At 53.5% G+C, this 17,718-nt stretch carries 10 protein-coding genes; 1 reads left to right on the top strand and 9 read right to left on the bottom strand.

Going from position 1 to position 17,718, the window contains the following annotated elements; genetic code table 11:
• Positions 1 to 69: 69 nt before the first annotated feature.
• On the bottom strand, positions 70 to 963 hold the full coding sequence (uvsE, locus tag TH63_RS14465) for a UV DNA damage repair endonuclease UvsE (protein ID WP_048921566.1): 894 nt from the start codon (positions 961 to 963) through the stop codon (positions 70 to 72).
• Between the two features lie 729 nt (positions 964 to 1,692).
• Positions 1,693 to 7,575: a carboxypeptidase-like regulatory domain-containing protein gene (locus tag TH63_RS14460; protein WP_048921565.1), complete on the bottom strand. Its 5,883-nt coding sequence runs from the start codon at positions 7,573 to 7,575 to the stop codon at positions 1,693 to 1,695.
• Between the two features lie 226 nt (positions 7,576 to 7,801).
• On the opposite strand from TH63_RS14460, the gene sucD reads away from it, so the two are divergent.
• Positions 7,802 to 8,692 (top strand): succinate--CoA ligase subunit alpha, encoded by an 891-nt coding sequence (sucD, locus tag TH63_RS14455; RefSeq protein ID WP_048921564.1) that lies wholly within the window; start codon positions 7,802 to 7,804, stop codon positions 8,690 to 8,692.
• Between the two features lie 163 nt (positions 8,693 to 8,855).
• On the opposite strand, the gene TH63_RS14450 is transcribed toward sucD, so the two are convergent.
• The 7 genes from TH63_RS14450 to TH63_RS14420 all read right to left on the bottom strand — a co-directional run bounded on the left by TH63_RS14450 (position 8,856) and on the right by TH63_RS14420 (position 17,711).
• Positions 8,856 to 9,566, bottom strand: a complete 711-nt coding sequence (locus TH63_RS14450) for a GDSL-type esterase/lipase family protein (RefSeq protein ID WP_053093821.1) — start codon at positions 9,564 to 9,566, stop codon at positions 8,856 to 8,858.
• Positions 9,567 to 9,595: 29 nt separating this feature from the next.
• Complete coding sequence (locus TH63_RS14445) at positions 9,596 to 10,510, bottom strand: glycerophosphodiester phosphodiesterase (RefSeq protein ID WP_231583481.1); 915 nt, start codon at positions 10,508 to 10,510, stop codon at positions 9,596 to 9,598.
• 41 nt (positions 10,511 to 10,551) lie between these two features.
• Positions 10,552 to 11,964: a calcineurin-like phosphoesterase C-terminal domain-containing protein gene (locus TH63_RS14440; RefSeq protein ID WP_048921562.1), complete on the bottom strand. Its 1,413-nt coding sequence runs from the start codon at positions 11,962 to 11,964 to the stop codon at positions 10,552 to 10,554.
• Positions 11,965 to 12,092: 128 nt separating this feature from the next.
• Entirely contained in the window at positions 12,093 to 13,487 is a 1,395-nt protein-coding gene (locus TH63_RS14435) for a Gfo/Idh/MocA family protein (protein WP_082161702.1), read from the bottom strand.
• A gap of 62 nt (positions 13,488 to 13,549) precedes the next feature.
• Positions 13,550 to 14,725: a phospholipase D-like domain-containing protein gene (locus tag TH63_RS14430; protein ID WP_197088565.1), complete on the bottom strand. Its 1,176-nt coding sequence runs from the start codon at positions 14,723 to 14,725 to the stop codon at positions 13,550 to 13,552.
• Between the two features lie 243 nt (positions 14,726 to 14,968).
• Positions 14,969 to 16,225, bottom strand: a complete 1,257-nt coding sequence (locus tag TH63_RS14425) for a DUF5689 domain-containing protein (RefSeq protein ID WP_156180630.1) — start codon at positions 16,223 to 16,225, stop codon at positions 14,969 to 14,971.
• A gap of 25 nt (positions 16,226 to 16,250) precedes the next feature.
• Complete coding sequence (locus TH63_RS14420) at positions 16,251 to 17,711, bottom strand: SusD/RagB family nutrient-binding outer membrane lipoprotein (protein ID WP_048921559.1); 1,461 nt, start codon at positions 17,709 to 17,711, stop codon at positions 16,251 to 16,253.
• Positions 17,712 to 17,718 lie beyond the last annotated feature (7 nt).

Genomic DNA, 17,718 nt, shown 5'->3' with positions numbered 1-17,718 from the left:
TGAAAGCGCTTAGTTGTACGGCATATTTCGTTTTAAGGCCAATTTTAGGAAAACAGGACCAAAACAGCCTTACACCAGCGACAGTTCTTCCAGTACCTGCCGCGCCCGCTGGCAACTGGCCTCCTTGTCTTTGATCTCCAGCATAATGTCCACGTCCAGACCGTTCAGGTGGGTCAGGAATTCCCGGAACAGATCAGTCTCCATGGTGGTGGTATGCTTTCCCTTGCGCTCGCCATGGGCCTGCGAGCTATAGTCCATCATGAGCACGCCGTCTGATTCAGGGTGCCAGGTGCCGGCGGCCAGCTGCAGCGCCTCGGCCATGGGCTCGCCGTTGTTCAGGCACTCATGGTGGAAGTTGTCAAACAGGATGGGGATGCCCGTCTCACCGTGCAGTTCCAGGCAGTCCCGAAGGCTGTACAGGCGGTCATCGTTCTCCACCACTAACCGGGCCTTTACTTCTCCCGGAAGCAGGGTGTGATAGGTATGGATGAACCGCTTCAGCGCGGCGGGTTTGTCGCCGTACACGCCGCCCGCATGAATCTGCAGTTTGGCCGTGGAGTCCAGCCCCATCAGGTCCATCACGCTGCCCTGGTACACCAACTCCGCTATGCTGTTGCGCACAATGCGCTCGTCTGGCGAGTTGAGCACCACAAACTGGTCTGGGTGCATGGAAATACGCATATCATGTTTCTTGATGAAATCGCCCAAACGCTTGAAGGTCATCTGGAAATGCTGCTGCCAGTTGTAGGTGCAGACGTCATGGCTGGCAAACGGCACCAACCCCGAACTCATCCGGAAGAACAGAAACCCATGCTCCAGGTTGTACTCCAGAATTCTTCTTAGGCACGCCAGGTTTTTCTCCACGTTTTCTATGAGCCGGGCCTCACTGTAAGACGCCAGTCTAAACGTAGTAGAGGTACTGCAATCCATAGACTCATTCACGCAAGGGTATCCTATTTTCATGGCTTAAAGGTATTTGTTCAGGTAAACCGCTAACGGGGTCAGTTGTTTACGGGGTTTGAAAAGGAAAGGGAGGGATTAGCGGGCTTTGTCTGGATTCATGCTTTCTTTCCGCCTTTGGCTAGCGTGGTACCTGCTTTCGCCTGAGTGTTGTATTCTTTTTCCGCTTGCTGCTGGCGTGGTGGCAGCTGTCGCCTGAGTCCTTATGCTGTCTTGTTGCATCTCTTCCCTCCGAGCGCTCACGGCCGCGGGGCCCCGTCTTTCCCCCTCGCACTGCCCTTGCGGCCGCTTTGCCTTTCGCTTTTAGCTAAAGTAATTACAAGGCCACAAGCGAGGCGCTCGAGGTAAAGACTGGAGAATGACAGTTGAGCTCTTCCGGATTTGCAATCCGGAAGTACCGAAAGGGGGGATTTGCAATCCCCGGCGGTAGCGATTTTGTTCTTGGTTCCCGGCGGATTGCAAATCCGCTTTTCCTTTATTCGGGATTACAAATCCCGAACAGCACGGTGAAATGGGTATGGTTGTTTCGAGCACGTTTTCCGGAAAACAGCCTCAAAACGCTTTACCTTTTACTACAAAGCAGACTCCCCCCTTGAGGGGGGCGAAGGGGGGTGTTTACACAGGAAGGAACGCATTCCATCCCCCTTTGAAGGGGGTAGTGGGATGACAACTCCTGCAGATCAATTCCGTTTCCAGCCCATTTTTCCCAAAACACCTCAAAACGCACTTCTGCTATTTTACCTCCACCGTTTTCACCCCTTCCCGCCCGAAGAACGTGGGGAAATACATCAATTCCGCCTTGGCGGGGTTCAAGGTGTATGTGCCTTTGTAGCGGGGTAGGAGTTGGATGGTGAAGGTGTAGGTGCCTTTGTCTAAGTGGTTGGAGAAGATGGCAACCTTATGCCGGAAATATTCGCGGTGGGCTTCATGGCGGCCCCAGCTGGATTTGGTGTCATAAGAGCAGCCAGCCGGAATGGGCACTTCTATCATCACGTAAGAAGCATCGGCTTTTACCTCTACCTCCACTTTCAGTTCTACGGGTTTACCTGCCGCCAGGACGGCTTTGGTATTTTGGGTGCCGGCAAAGGAAGTGCGTACCGTGAAATCTTTTTCTACTCGGGCAGGCTGGGCGATCCACTCGTTTTGGTAAGCCGTCAGGTACAACGGTAAGCTGCCCTGCTTCCTAAGCGTGAGCGATTGGGTGGGCACAAAGGATGTATCTGCCGGAAAGCGTCGCAGCGTGGTGTTCAAGGCACCGCTTAGCACCAGCGAGTTTTCGGGCACGTTACCTTTCTCTTTTACCAAATCAGGTAACAGGGTCTCCAGAATTCTAGCCGATTCATAGGTGTTTCGCCAGTGACCAGTGCGTCGCTCATTCAGCAGATAGGCCTGAATCTGGAGCAGGTCGCGGGGGTAGTTACCGGTGGCTTTTAAGATGTCATAGGCCAGTAGCGTGTTGGAGATGTGGCTATTAAAGAGGCTGCTCTTTTCCTGGCCCCAATACAGGCCGCCCAGCATAGTGGTGTGGCGGTAATGCAGCAGGGTGTCCAGCGGGGCCGGCATCTTCAGTTGTTGCCTAAGCCGGGTAAGCCGCAGCTGTTCTTCCAGGGTTAATTTGGGTTGCTTCTCCAGGTTGGTTACGTACGCCGGGAAATCAACTTTGGCCTGCAATTGGTGCAGTAACTCCAGGGCCCTCATTTTATTTGGGGCGTCTTTCTTTTCCATCTGGAAGGTGAGATAGTCTACCAGCGGCTGCTTCTTGAAATTAGTAGGGTAACCCTCCTTTTGAGCCATGACCAGAGCCTCAGTGGCGTGATGACTGATCCAGAGGTAGGCGGGGCCGGTTTCCCACCAGCTCCAGGTGCCGTCCTGCTGCTGGGTTTTCTCCAGGTGCCTGATCAGGCGACGTACTATTTTGTCATGCGCGAAGGGTTTGCCCAGTTGGGCTTGTATGCGTTTCTCCCACAGCAGGCCTTTGAGTTTAGAGGCGGCCTGCTCGTTGCACCAGTACTCATAGCGGTGCAGGTAAGAGATCTCGTCTAGCATAACCTGCAGCAGATTGCCTTGCGCGTAGAAATGCACCGGGCCTTTGGCGGGGTCAAAGGTGAGGGTGAGAGTGGTGTCTTTGTGGAGTGCTATGAACTGGCCCTTCCGTTCCAGCACGCCTTTTTTATAGACGCCAATATGCCGCCGCTCTCCGTCAGAAAAACCGTTGCCTTGCCGTAAGCTAAACAGTAGTTCCACGGAGTCTGGCGCCACGGCCGGGGCCTGTACCATGATCGTGTCAGTATATACCCGGGCCAGTTTCAGGGTCTGTTGCTCTCGCAGGGTTTGGCCGTTGAAGGCAAACCTGGTTTGTACGGTAGCGGTGTCTGGCAGGTAGTTCATGGCCTTTCCTATGATCTGGGTCTTGTCGCCTTCAATCAAAAACCGGGGTCCGCTCAAGGTCGCCATTATGGCTTTGAAAGACCTGATCTCCGTGGAGGAGGTGCCGCTGCGTTTGCCACCGTCCATGGCCAGCACGTGGGTTTTCCAGCTGGTGACATCGCCGGGGAAGGTGACCGGAAACGTGGCTTTGCCTTGTTTGTCTGTGGTTAAGCGCGGCTGCCAGAAGGAGTAATCAGAGAAGTAGCTTCTGATGGAGACAGAGGCGTCTGTGTCTGCACTGGCAAGCAAGGTTTGAGCGGCATTGGCTTTGCCTTTTTTGGTGGTGATGATGATCACCCCGTTGGCTCCGGCGGCACCATAGATAGCGGTTGCGGCAGCGTCTTTCAGGGTGGTAGTAGTTGCTATGGCATCAGCACGCAGGTCAGACAGGATCCCGCTGAATGGAACACCGTCTACAATGATAAGCGGCTGGGAATTGCCCTGGATAGAAGAGGCTCCCCTGATGCGGATAGAGTTGGTTGAGCCTGTCAAAGCTACTCCGGCAACGCGGCCATTAAGTTGGTTATGTATAGTAACAACTGAAGCAGATAACGAACTTCTGGTCTGAACTCCATAGCCCACCACTACCACTTCATCCAAGGCCCTGGCATCTGTCCTTAATTGAACGTCTATCCGGTTGCTGCCTTTCACCTGAACTTCCTGGGTAACATAGCCAATAAAGGAGAAAACCAAAACGGCATCCGCAGGAGCATCTATGGTGTAGGTTCCTTCCATATCTGTTACAGCGGCTGAGCTGGTGCCCTTCAGGTGCACGGTTACCCCTGGCATGGGTTCGCCAGTGAATTGGTCAAGCACCCGGCCCCGCACCTGGTTTGAAAAGGAAGCCGAATTTCCTCTGTACACCTCTGGCGCTGGAGGCGTGGGCGCAGGCATCTGGATAGCCCCTGGATTACTTCTCTGTCTAAGTGCCTCTGCGCTTTTAAGTAGGTAGTTTTCCAGGGCTCTGGTTTCAGAGGTGGAAGGCTTTAGCTGGGTCTTGGTGAAATTAAGGCGTAGCACCCCGTCTGACTTTACCTGTACCAGGGCGCTGACCTGGCTATGATCCGGGAAAACCAGTACCAGATGGTATGCCATTGGCTCTAGTTTCGGAAGTTGGGTCACACTCCCGGGGTACATCTTTATCTGTTGGTTGGTGGCATTGGGCTTATACAAAAAGACAAACCTGGGGCTGATCTGGAAAGTGGAATCCAGTTGCCATTGCAGCCGGCCGGTGCCTGGCTTAGTGCCGTACTCCTGGCGTTCCAGTGTTTTTGAGAGCCAGTATTCGCTTTGGGTGGTTTCCCACTGCTGTTGCAAGCGTTCCTCAGTGAGGGAGATTTCGGCCAGGGTGGTTCTGGAAAGTTTGTAAGAGGTGTTTAAAAACGGTAGCCCAACCTTACCGGGGAAGGTCTGTTTTTCGCGCATTTTCAGTAAACCAGGCTCAAAACGGTAGAGGTAATTTCCTTCATGGGTGAAGCTGGTGGTATAGTTGCCATAAGAGTGGAACTGCACCGAAGTGGGCTTGAAAGGGCCAACGAGAATTGCGTCGTTTCTGGAGGTTTTATAAAAGGGGCCCCTGTCTTCGCCGTTAGGCAAGGACTGCACTACCCGACCCTGACTGAGGTAGGAGAGGCCTTGGGTAAAGTTCTGCTCCACGGGCAAAAGGTATTGGCTCAGGTAGCCCTGCTCCAGATCGGTGAGTCTTCCTTTCTCCGCGGCTTTGAGCAAGCCAGGCATTTTATTCTGGTCAATGCTGAGAATAAGTTTTTGACCATGCTTCAGGTACACGCTGTCTACCGTGATCAGGTGTTTGGCGGTGCGTAGTTTGAGGTGATGGTATCCGCTGTCTGTGGGGAAAGAGTAGGGCGGCACCACGTCTGTGCCAGAGAAATAAACCGGTACCTGGTTGAGGTAAATCACATGCACTGGTACCACCCGGCCAGAGTCCACCACAAACGGCGCGAACTGAGTTAGGCTGTCCGGCGGAAAAGCGTAGTTGGTGAACAACCCTTGTTCTGGGTAGAGCAGTTGGTAATAGGCAAGGCTGTCCAGGCCCATGGCTTTCCGCCAATGTTGCCACTGCAGCAGTTGGGCGCCATGGGTAGCGGGTTCCTTTATCTTGAAGGAGCTTTTACTTTTTCTGCTTCGGTAAACCCCCAAAGATGGCACCGTTGGCGGGGAAGCATCTTTGAACTTTGAGGTAAGGGCATAAGCCGTGAGGTCTACATCAGGCGCGGGTTTTCCTTTAGCGTCTTTCACTTCCAGCGTGAGGGTGGTCTGCTGCCCCGGATACACCGTGGCAGGGGCGTTTACCTGTATATCCAATTCCTTTTTCCGGAAGGGCGCGTTGTATTCCTCACTCTCTACCTGGCCCGCCCATAGGTACTGCACTGAGGCGTAATAGGGGTCTTCGTGACTGGCCTTCCGGTGGTAGTTCCATAGGGCGGTAGTGTCCTGGCCCCGGTCAACCAATTGGTTGTTGCGGTAAATAAAATACCAGAAGGGCAGGCGTCTGGGGTTCTGGAGGGTCAGGAAAAGGGAATCACCCGTGCGTTCTGAGTAAAATTGCAGGTTGGCGCTTTCGTTTTTAAGGGGCAAGGTGACCCTCATTTTATCGGCGCGAAGCTCATATTCCCGGGCATTAGCCTGAAGCGGAAGCAGCGCCGGAAGCTGTACCGGTTGGGTCTGTAACTTTTCATGCTGGCTGTCCCAGGTTACCAGGGTGGCCGCTTTTGGGACCGATTTTTCCCCTTCTTTATACTGCGCCAGCACGCTGTCATTCTTTAGCGTGAGTTGGAGGTACCCTGCCTCAAAAGAGTACGTGCCCTTGGCACTCTGCACGGTACGCTCATTGTTGGAATTCAGGAAAGCCGCCACTACCTCATACTCTATCCTGGCCTTCGGAAAAATAGAGGCAGGTAAGGCAATAGTGGTTTCCCCGCTATTCTCCAGGGTCTGTTGGTGCACCCACAACGTGTCAGGGATAAACTGCACTGCCTCTTTGGTATACTTGACTTGCCTGGTTAGAACGGTTAGTTCCACGCGGGCCCCGGTAAGGGTAAGGCCGTTGGCATCTGCACCCCGCATAATTACCTTGTTCGTAGTGCCGGCATAGTATTCTTTTTGCTCCAGCCGGAGGGTAAAGGTGTTTTCCTTCAGCTCATAATCTTCATACCGGAAATTAGTGGAGATAATATCCTGGTCATCGTACTTCTTCTCACGCACCAAGTCCAGGTGAATGTTCCTGTCCAGGCGCAGCTGCAGGGAGTCATGCAATACAAAGTACCCTTCATAAGCCCCCGGCCGGTAGGGGGTAAGGGTACCTATCCGTTTTGCTTTACTTTCGCCCCAGATTTCAGCTACTAAAGGTTTTTGGTAGGGCCTGCCGTTTTTCTTTAGTATGAATGCCTTGTAGCGCACTGTGTCGCCGGGCTGGTACATAGGCTTGTTCAGTGCCAGAAAGCCTTTTGGTTTGCGGTTTTCTTCCCATTCCTCAATAAAAGAACCATCAAAGAGAGAGAAAACGTCTTGCACCATGCCCTGAGGGTTATGGTATTTCAGGCTGTAATAAACATCCCGGAATGGTTGCCACAAATAGGAAACGGGTCTTCCGTAGACCATCATTTTCCAAAGGGGAGGCTTGTTCTTTTTCCCTTCAAGTGGCACATAAAAGGTGAAACCCTGGTGCGTGACAGACAGGAGCCCGCCCTTCTTGTGTTGGGCCAGCCGGTAGGTTTGGGAGGCGGCATCAAACGGCACCGTCTTCCTGTTGAGCTTCACCTGGGCGGTAGAGATTGGTTGCCCTAACGTGTCATATACCACCGCTGCCAGGTCTACATGGTTTTTTAATAGCTGTAGGTGGGAATGCGTTACGGTGGTGAGCGAATATTCCAGGTCTGCCCCGGCGGAATGCGCATACAGATAATGCCCCTGCGGCAACCGTTTTTGGTACGCCAGACTCGTAGGGAAGGAATCTATTTTGGAATGGAAAAAACTTTCCCGGGCCGCGTGCATGCCTTTCCCATAGAGCTGCCTGGCCTCTTCGTCTGTGATTTTATAGACGTACGTGTAGAAGCTAGTGGTACGGCTGTTGGCCAGGTTCTGCTGGGCCCGGGTGGGCAGGGCCAGAAACAGGCAGCAGGTAAGCAGGAGCAGGAAGCCAAAAGCAGCACGGGTACGCAGGTTCATCTGGGGAGCGTAAATTTTACTTAAGGTAAGAAGAATAGCCTTTAGTTAATATTAATCTAGCCCTATTACCCATTTCCCAGCCCGTTTTCCCCGAAACAGCCCCAATCCAGAAGATGCCCGGCCTGCCTGCTTTATTGCCTCTTCTTAGTTTGGATGCGCAGCAAAAAAGCCTATTTTTGCGTACAGTTTCCAAATTAGAGCGTACATCTCACATAATCCACTACACATGAGTGTTTTAGTAAATAAAGATTCCAAGGTGATTGTGCAGGGCTTCACCGGCTCAGAAGGTTCTTTCCACGCACAGCAGATGATTGAGTACGGTACCAACGTGGTAGGTGGCGTAACGCCGGGCAAAGGGGGCACTACCCATTTAGACCGTCCGGTTTTTAACACCGTGGCCGATGCCGTAAAGCAGACCGGTGCCAATGTATCTATCATTTTCGTGCCACCGGCCTTCGCTGCAGACGCCATCATGGAAGCCGCCGATGCCGGTATTGCCGTGATTGTGTGTATCACCGAAGGTATTCCGGTGAAAGACATGGTAGCTGCCAAAAACTACCTGAAAAGCAAGAACGTGACCTTGATCGGGCCAAACTGCCCGGGTGTGATCACCCCAGGCGAAGCCAAAGTAGGCATTATGCCAGGCTTCGTGTTCAAGCCAGGCAGAATCGGAATCGTTTCTAAGTCTGGTACCTTGACCTATGAGGCCGCCGACCAGATCGTGAAAGCCGGTTTAGGAATCTCTACCGCCATCGGGATTGGTGGTGACCCAATCATCGGGACCCCGACCAAAGACGCGGTACAGTTGTTAATGGAAGACCCTGAGACTGACGCCATTGTGATGATTGGTGAGATTGGCGGTAACTATGAGGCAGTGGCTTCTGAGTACATCCGGTCTACCGGCAACAAAAAACCAGTAGTTGGTTTCATTGCTGGCCAAACTGCTCCCGCCGGGCGTAGAATGGGTCACGCAGGTGCCATCATCGGCGGTGCCGATGATACCGCGGCCGCTAAAATGAAGATCATGCGTGAGAACGGTATCTTTGTGGTAGACTCTCCCGCTGAAATTGGTGACACCATGGTGAAAGCCCTGAAAGGTGAGTTGACCAACGCATAAGCAATCACTTACCAGATATAGAAAAGGCTGCCCTGAAAAGGGCAGCCTTTTTTTGTTGCGTGAAGTAAGCTATCGCCAAGACTCCTAAATGAAAGAATTCCGTTTGGGGCTGTTTTACCAAAAACAGCCCCAAACGGAATTCCTGTTTAAAATCATTAAGAGGCTATTTCAAATACCCGCCTTTGGTCAAAACCTCCGCCCACTTGTTGTAGCCCGCCATGGTCAGGTGGAGGCCGTCATGGGTAAGTTCCTTCTTCAGGCGCTTGTCAGTGTCTAAGAAATGGGGGTGCAGGTCAATGAGGGTGACCTTCTCTTTGGTGGCCAGTTCCTTCAAACCCTTGTTTACAAAGGCAATGTGCTGGTCTTTGTTGTAGTGGTTCTTGAACTTGTCAAAAGTGTTGTTCACGGGCAGCAGGGTCTGCAGATAAATCCTGGTCTTAGGCGATCCGGCCTTTATGCGGCTCACCATCTTCTGGTAGTTCTTCAGGATCAAGGCATCTGGCACGTTGCGTGAAATGTCATTGATGCCGATGAGGATGAAGACTTTGGCGGGCTTGCCTTCAATCACCTCGTCCAGGCGCTCCAGCACGCCATAGGTGATGTCCCCGGAGATGCCGCGGTTTCTGGCGGAGGGCAACTGCAGGAGCTCGGTCCAGTCTGTGTTGGCGGTGAGGCTGTTGCCCAGGAAGATGATGTCCTTAGTAGAGTTTGGGAAAGCCTTGAACTGCTCTACTTTTAAATCATAGGCGGCCGGACGGTAGGTACTGTCATACTTGGCGGTTTTTTCCAGGGTTTCGGTCTGTGCGAAGGTCACAGTGCCTGTAAGCAGGAAAAAGAATATGAAAAGTGGGCGTAAAACTTGATTGGTAGTCATAAAAGGGAAATTAGGGGAATACGTTGAATTTATTGTTGCTGAGTGGCCAGCAGGTTAGGGTAATCAGAAATGATGCCATCCACGCCCAGTGCTTTCATTTGATTGATTTCCTCGGTGGTGTTCACCGTCCAAGGAATCACTTTCATACCCAGGTCATGGCATTTCTTTACCAGCTCTGCCGTCACCAGCTTGTAGTTGGGGCTGTAGATGGTAGGAGTATAGCCCAGCGTTTTCAGATTCTCCTCCAATGACTTCTTGTTTTCTACCAGCAGAGAGGTCCTTACGTGCGGGTGCTTCTGGTGCATGAACTGCAAGGTGCGCGGGTCAAACGACTGAACAATCACCCAGGGCGTAATTTTCTTCTTCTCCACCACCTGCATCAACAGCTTGACAAAGTTCTCGGGGTCTGGGTGCAGCTTGTTGTCACCGGCCAGCTTTGACTTGGTCTCAATATTGTAGAACACCTGCGGCTTGTTGTTGGCTTTGAGGTAGGCCTGCACCGAGTCGATCAGGTCCACCAGCAGGGGCACGTGCGCCTTCATTTTCTGCTGCTTCGGGAAGTTGCCGTAGTGGCGGGAGCCTACGTCAAAGGTTTTGATCTGGGCGTAGTCCATCTGGTAGAGCGCGTATTTCTTGGCGTCTTCCTTGGGTATCTCCTTGCCGTCTGGCGTGAGCGCGAACAACGGGTTGAAGAAATCATCATGGGCAATGACCACCTGGTTATCCCGCGTGATATGGGCGTCCATCTCCAGGGTGGTCATGCCCAGGTCTATGGCTTTGCGCATGGCCGGGATGGTGTTTTCCGGCATAAGGCCCCGGGCGCCGCGGTGGCCTTCCAGGTCAAAGGCAGGCAGCGGCGGTTTTTCCTGGGCGGCAGGGGCACTGGTTTTACAGGCGGTCATAAGGGCGAAAGAGGCTATTGCAAGGTAAAAGCAAGTACGCATAGGGGTAAGTAAAAGGTGAAACGAAGGCACGGCCGTTAAAGCTAGGCGATTTCTATCTGGTTCTCAAATGTGGTACCAAAACGGTCGGTGGCCACCACCCGCACCGTTTTCACCGTTGGGCTGAAATGCGCCATGAACAAGTGGTCTGTTTTAGCAGGCTCGGCAAAACCGCGCTTGGCAGGCCGTTTAGGTCCCTCAAACATAGTGATGGTGACCGGGTCAAAACCGGTGGTTTGTTTCAGTTCGCCCTGGCGCACGCCGTCTGCGAACCACTCCACTTTCCAGGCGGGATCATAGTTCCAGACGTTGGCCATGAGGCGCTTCTGGTTGGTAAGCGTTTCCACGTGCAGGCTAACCTGGTGGCTGGAAGGCAAGCCCGTAGACTTGTAGTGCCATTTCAATTGGTTGCCGTCTACCTCATACACGCCATAGCCGCCCGGGGTACCATCGGTGCAGATAGGGCCCGTCCACCAGGCGCCGCAGACCGTGCCGTGCACGTGCTCAAATACGCCGTCCTGCACAATGTTCTGGTTGTAATGCGTGTGCCCCGACATGATGTGCACCTGGTAGCCTTTCAGCGTCTTCAATAAATCCTTCTTGTTTTTTACCCCCAGGAAAACGGGGATATGCAGGTTAAGGATCACCAGGTGGTCTTTGGGCACGAAGGCAAGGTCCTGCTTAAGCCAGGCCAGCTGCTGCTCAGACACGTGGCCGTCATAGTCGCGCTCGGTGCCCAGATAACGTACGTCATCCAGCACAATGTAATGCACCTTGCCGCGGTTGAAAGAGTAATAGGTGGGGCCGTATACTTTCTGGAAGGTGGCGTCTGAGGTTTCATCGCCGCCCAGGCGGTAGTCCATGTCATGGTTGCCCAGGGCCTGGAAGAACGGGATGCCCATGGCCGCCACCGCCTTGTTGTAATCCTGGAAAAGCGCGAGTTCGTCCCATACCAGGTCGCCTACGCTCATGCCGTGCACCAGGGTATCTGGCCCCATGGCCTGCACCAGCTTCTGTACGTCCGGCACCGATTCCTGCATCATCAGTTTCACGTCATTGGCGTTTTTCACCTGCGGGTCTGCCCATACAATGAACTTGTGGCGGGTGTCGTCCTGGTTCAGCGGCGTGAGGTCAAAATTGTAGTTGGCGTTCTCCTGAATGGGCAGGTAATGGCGGGCCAGGCTGTTTTCCTGCGGGAAGGCGTACCCCGCCGGCACAGACAAAAACACAAACCGCGCCTTGGGGTTCATGGGTAACTCAAAGCGGCCTTTGCGGTCGGTGGTCACCACTGAGAAACCATCTGAGACCACCACGTCTTTCAGTTTGGCTCCTTTGGCGGTAACGGTGCCTTTCAGCTTCTGGCGCGACGCTTTCTCATGGGCAAACACGCCCGGGCTGGAAACAAACAGGGCGCCGGTGGCTAATACTAAATTCTGGAGGAAGACTCTTCTTTTCATGGGTAAGCAAAACGGTGACCCGGTCACCTGAATAGTTTGTTAGGGGTGGCGTCTCTTTCTGTTTTGGGCCTGTTTTTCAAAAATCAGGCCTAAAACAGAAAGAGGTGATTAAGCAGATATCAGTTGTATCAGGCATTCACGTGAATGTCCATCATCTTATTTTTCTTGCGGCTTTCCTCGGCCATAAAGCCCATCAGGTGAGACTCAATAGACTCGTCAATGGTGGAGGTGAGCAGCTTGGGGTTCTGTTGGGATACGGCCTGCACAAAGTCATGGGCCAGCAGCCAGTCGCCGCCACCGTGGCCGCTGTTCTTGTAGCCTTCCACGTCTTCGGCCTTGGGCACCAGTTTCAGTTCTTTGCCCGTCCTGAAATCCTTTACCACCAGTTCTGTCATGTCACCTACCATGTCGCCCATAGAGCCCATGATGCGGGTGCGGCGGCCATGGTAAGAAGTAAAGGCCTCCATGGAGAAACTGGCCGTCACGCTGTCTGCAAACTGGATGGCGGTCACGTAATGGTCGGGTTGGTCGTTCTCCATGCGGTACACGCAACGGCCATAGTTGGTGGTCTTGAGCTTCTCCATGATCACCGGGCCGTGCTGGCTTTTGTCCTCGGGCAGGTCCAGCACAGACAGGCGCTGGCGGTTCTCATAGTAATGCTTGATAGCCGAGTACGGGCACTCACGCTCTACCTTGCAGCCATCGGTGCAGCGGGCGGTGCTGCCCTGGGGCGCGTTCTCTTTCCTGAACCATTTCAGATCGCCCATGGCGAAGATGCTCTTGCTGGGTTTGTTGATCACCCACTTGATAATGTCCAGGTCATGGCAGGACTTGGCCAGGATAATGGGCGTGGTCTCTTTGGAGTTGTGCCAGTTGCCGCGCACGTAACTATGCGCCATGTGCAGGTGCTCAATTGGCTCAAAATGCTGCACGCTCACCACCTCACCAATGGCGCCCTGGGCAATGAGTTCGCGCATCTTCACAAAGTAGGGGGCGTAGCGCAGCACGTGGCACACGGCCACAATGCGGTTGTTCTTTTTGGCCAGCTTTAAAATGTCACGGCACTCTTTCTCGGTGGGCGAGATGGGTTTCTCCAGCAAAATGTCATAGCCCATGGACAGGGCTTTCATGCAGGGCGCGTAGTGCAGGTTGTCTGGGGTGGAGATAATGACGGCATCAGCGAACTTGGGGCGCTTGAACACGTCTTCCCAGGTGTTGAACCGGTTCTCCGGGGCTATGTTGTGCTTTTTGGCGTAGCGGTCGTTGCGCAGGGGAATGGGTTCAGCCACCCCGATGATGTCCAGGTGGTCTGGGAATTTAGCCGCGTAGTTGCCGTACACGTTGCCCCGGTTGCCCGCCCCAATGGTAATGGCCGTGACCGGTTTGGCCATGGGCTGGTGCAGCGGGTTAGCCGGAAGGGTATAAGAATACGTGTTGTCACCCAGCTTGGCCAGCGCCTCGGTGCTGATGACGGCGGCCCCAATGCTCAGGCCCAGCGACTTTAGTAATTTCCTGCGGTTCATGGGAGAAGGTTTTGTTAGTCTGGTAGGTTTGTTGGCGGAGTAGGATACAGGGTTGGTATGCGTTATTGGCCAGGCAACTTCTTCATCTCCTGGTAAAAGGCGGTGTAGGTGTCAAACAGGGCCGTGTGGTTCTTTAAGAGCAGCAGGGTCTCATTGTTGTTGCGCAGGGCATTGCCCGTGAAGTTATGGGAGCCGGTTACCATCAGGTTCACGTTCTCGCCTTTCCACTTGCCTCTGATAAGCATAAACTTAGCGTGGTTGTTGATCTGGCTCATATCATACACCTTCACATAGGCGCCTTTGGCCTTGAGCCGGGCCAGGCCATCCAATACCTCGGGGTCTACCTTGTCTTTGGCAATCACCTCAATGGTGGCCCCCTGCTCCCTAAGTTGCTCCAGCTTTGTGATGATGGCCGTGCGGGAAGCCGTCCAGTCAGACATGCCAATCTGTATGCGAGCAGTGGCGGGTTCAGAGAGGCCGTCCAGTATTTCAAGAATGGTGTCTGCGCCGTAAGAGGTGCCGTTTCTGCGCTTAGGGAAGAAAAGAGCCGAGATGCCCACTGCCGGGTCATGGTACTCGCGGTAATAGAAGTCTTTCATGCCGCTGACGGCCTTGTCCTTCATGTCTTGCCAGAAGGTGAGGTAAGCGCCGTACAGGCCGGCGTTGGCCAGCATCACCGCGTCCTGAATTTTCTTGGAGTCTGCCACCGTGAAGTTATGCGAGGTCTGGAAAACCACTTTTTCTTTGGGACCGGTGGCGGTGGTGATATTAGAGAAGAGCGCGAACTTGTTGTGGTTGATGCTACTGGAACTGGCGTCACTGGTAATAGTGACTATCTCTGAAGTGGGTTTGAGAAAACGCTTGAGCTTACTGATGGTCATGGGGTTTTCCACCAATGACTCATCACGGCTCAGATCAAGCATAAGGTGCAGTTTAACGCCCCGGTCGCTGGCCCGTTGCAGGGCGTCTATGATGGTTTGGTGACTGAACAGAAAGATGTTCAGGTGAATGTCTGCCTTGGCGGGGGAGGCATCAATGAGGTCTCTCAGTCGCTCCATGATCACGGGAGATTCTTTGGAGGCCGAAATCTGTGAAAGGTTGGTGAAGATCAGGTCTGGGAGGGGAGCTGACAATGCTTTTTCTACCGATGGGGCAGTGGGGGTTACAGGGTCTTCCTGGCCCTGGCAAGCTATCAGAAATGACAAAAGCAGGAAAAACAAATACGTACTTCTAGGCATGGGTTTCACTGTTTGGTCTTCTTGGGTAACCTGTTTTTCTTTTTCTCCTGGGAGAGGAGGCATGGTCCTTTATTTAGGCAATAGGGACGGCTGGTTCTGGGGTGCCTTCGGGCAGACGGTGCTTATGCCAGAAGCGGTAAACGGGATGCATACAGGGGAGATTGGTAAAATCCGTTTTGGGCCTGTTTTCAGAAAAACAGGCCCAAAACGAAAGTAAGGGTACAGGGTTTACTAACCGGGGGATTAGTAGTTTTGGTAAACGGCGAAGTCATCAACGCCCAGGCGGCCGTTGTATACCGTAGGCACGCTTGTTGGTCCAAGACCTAATTTGTTGATCCTGAAACGAACCGGCCCTTGAATGTTCATCATAAACACGGCTTGTTTGGCAATCAGGCTGGTGGCCGTGGAGTGCGCATCAGACTTGCGGCCAATCTCTTTCCAGGTAACGCCTTTGTCTGTGGAGTATTCCAGCGCGAAGGTAGAAGACGCATCTGTGTAGTAGGCGCCGTACCAGACCGTCACCTTGGTGGCTCCGTTAGGCAGGTCATAGTTCATCTGCAGTGTGGCCGAGGTAGTCAGGTTCTGCTGGAACCGGATGGCCTGCTTGCCAGAGACAATTCTGTCACGGTTCACGGTATTGCCCAAGATGGCATTGTTCAGGGTCCAGTTACCGGTACGCAGGTCAATGGCTCTAGAGGCGTAGGTGTTCTTTACAGACTCCAGCGGGAACTCAAAGTCCTCTGGGTAGCCAGGGTACAGCGGCCCGCTTGGTGAAAGAATGTCTGCGTTGTTGCGCAGGCGCAGTTGCTTGGCATCGCCTAGCGCGTACGGAATGCCCACAAACGTGGCGTTAGGCGCTACGCGGGTAGAGGCAAAGGCGGCGTTAGTTTCCGTGAACAAGGTAAAGGTGCTTTCAGAGCCGTCATCCAGGGTTTTGGAACCGGCAATTGTTTCCCCGCTCACGGGCAGAGGTTTCACATCTGCCGTCACGCTTACCAGCGTGCTTTCAAACTCAGAGAACTTGCTGTTAAGCGCCGACAGGGAGACCGCACGGGCAGTTACCTTCCGGTTGCTGGCTACCTTGCTCACTTTGGCGCCGGTTAAGCCGGTCACCTGCATAGAACCACCGCTTTTGGTAAGGGTGGCTCCGTTCAGGTCCACCACCACAGAGTCACCCAGGGTAAGGGTGGCCGCCGTGGCCGGATCCATTTTCAGGATCAGGCCCCTTACCAGGCTGCGCCAGTTGCTCTGGATCACCACAGAACCGGCCGGCAAGTTGCCTGAGGCAGGGTCTGAGATAATGGTACCGGTGGTTAGGTAGGCGCCGGAAAGCACGTTAGGCCCCAACGCCACATCTGCGTCTCTGTACAGGTCTTTCACCACGTAGATGCTGGCCACAGAATTGGGCGTACCCACCGCGGGGTTGACATCTTCCTTGAGGCAGGAGGAAAAGGCCAGGCCACCGAACAGTAATGCCAGCGAGCCTGCTATATTTTTCATGTTTTTAACTTTCATAACCTATAATCTATTGGTCCCACCAAACTTTTGTATTGATGTCATCTGGCCCTCCCATGGAGGCCACGGCGGCATCATAATTTGCCGTGTTCAGGGCCTGTACGCTAATAGGGTACCTGAAACGTGACGGCATCTCGCCGTTGTTCAACAGCCCCGGGCCCTTAGGCAGCACCGGGTGGCCGGTACGCCGGAACTCATACCAGCTCTGGAAATCTGTGAAGAACAGTGTGTAGTATTTCTGCAGATGAATGGTTTCCATTTTCTGGTCAAACGTCTCCGTTTCATTCCATTTCACTTCTTCCTTGGTCAGATGGTCTGTAGGTACTACCAATCCCCAGAAGGTGATAGCACTTTCCACGCCCTTGTCATAATAGGTTTTAGGCGAACCGCTGATGTAGCCTTTCAGGGCAGCCTCAGCCAGGATGAACTGTACCTCTGGGTAGTTGAGGATATTGCCCAGCAGGGGCTCATTCATCAACTCTTTTTTAGGGTACGACTGACGGTCTGGCACCTGCCCGGGCTCATAGCCACTCACCATGCCAATGAAGTTACCGCCTGAAAGGGTGGCCCATTTGTCACGGCGCGGGTCTGACCAAGCGTTCAGGTTATTGATGAAGAACTCGGTGTAGCCTTTGTCCCCGTTGAAGTCAAACTCGCGGTAGTTGAAGAACTCAGAGGTAAGCGGCGGGGTAGGCGTAAAGCGCAGCACCGCAGACTCTTCATTGGTCTCCATGATCGGGTATTTGGCTTTGTTTGTCTCGGCAATCTCCTTGATCTTGGCTGCGGCGTTCGTCTCCGGTTTTCCGGAAACGCGCAGAAGCAACCGCAGGTAAAGCGAGTTCCCGAACTTGCGCCAGGCTAAGGCAGAACCTCCGTAGAGAGGGTCCAGGGAAGTGGCGGTGGAAGGCAGGTTGGTGTTCTCAGTAAGCAGGGTATTGGCTTCTTCCAGTTTCAGGAAAAGGTCACGGTAGATGTCCTGCTGCTTGTCAAACTTAGGCTGAATGATGCCTTCTTTGCCTTTGTTGGACTCAGAGTAGGGCACGTCTCCAAACATGTCTGTGATAAGGGAGCTTACCCAGGCATCCAGGATAAGGGAGATGCCCATGTAGGTTTTGTAGCCGGGCTGCTGGGTAGCAGAGGCGCTCTTGTACATGTCTCTGATGTTAGTCAGCTGCAGGTACCAGTTGCGCCACATAAAGTCAGACTCACTGGGCCTGATGTTGTAGCGGTGGAACTCACGGGAGTTAATGGTAGTCACGTGCACCTGCATTAACTCATTGCTCACCCGCAGGGCGCGGTCCAGGTTATTGGCCACCAACCTATGCAATGCAGGAGCCAGCAGGGCCTCCGGAGTGGCCGCTATACTCCGGTTAGGGTCTGTGTTCATTTCTTCAAAGTCCTTGGTACAGGACGGGCTGCCCAACGCTACGGCCATAAGGGAGGCCAGGGCCATTATTCTTATCTTCTTCATGATGATT

This window comes from Rufibacter radiotolerans (assembly GCF_001078055.1).
In the GTDB taxonomy this organism is placed as follows: Bacteria; Bacteroidota; Bacteroidia; order Cytophagales; family Hymenobacteraceae; genus Nibribacter; species Nibribacter radiotolerans.
Note: the sequence above shows the minus strand (reverse complement) of the source record. Positions and strands in the feature narration are given on the sequence as shown.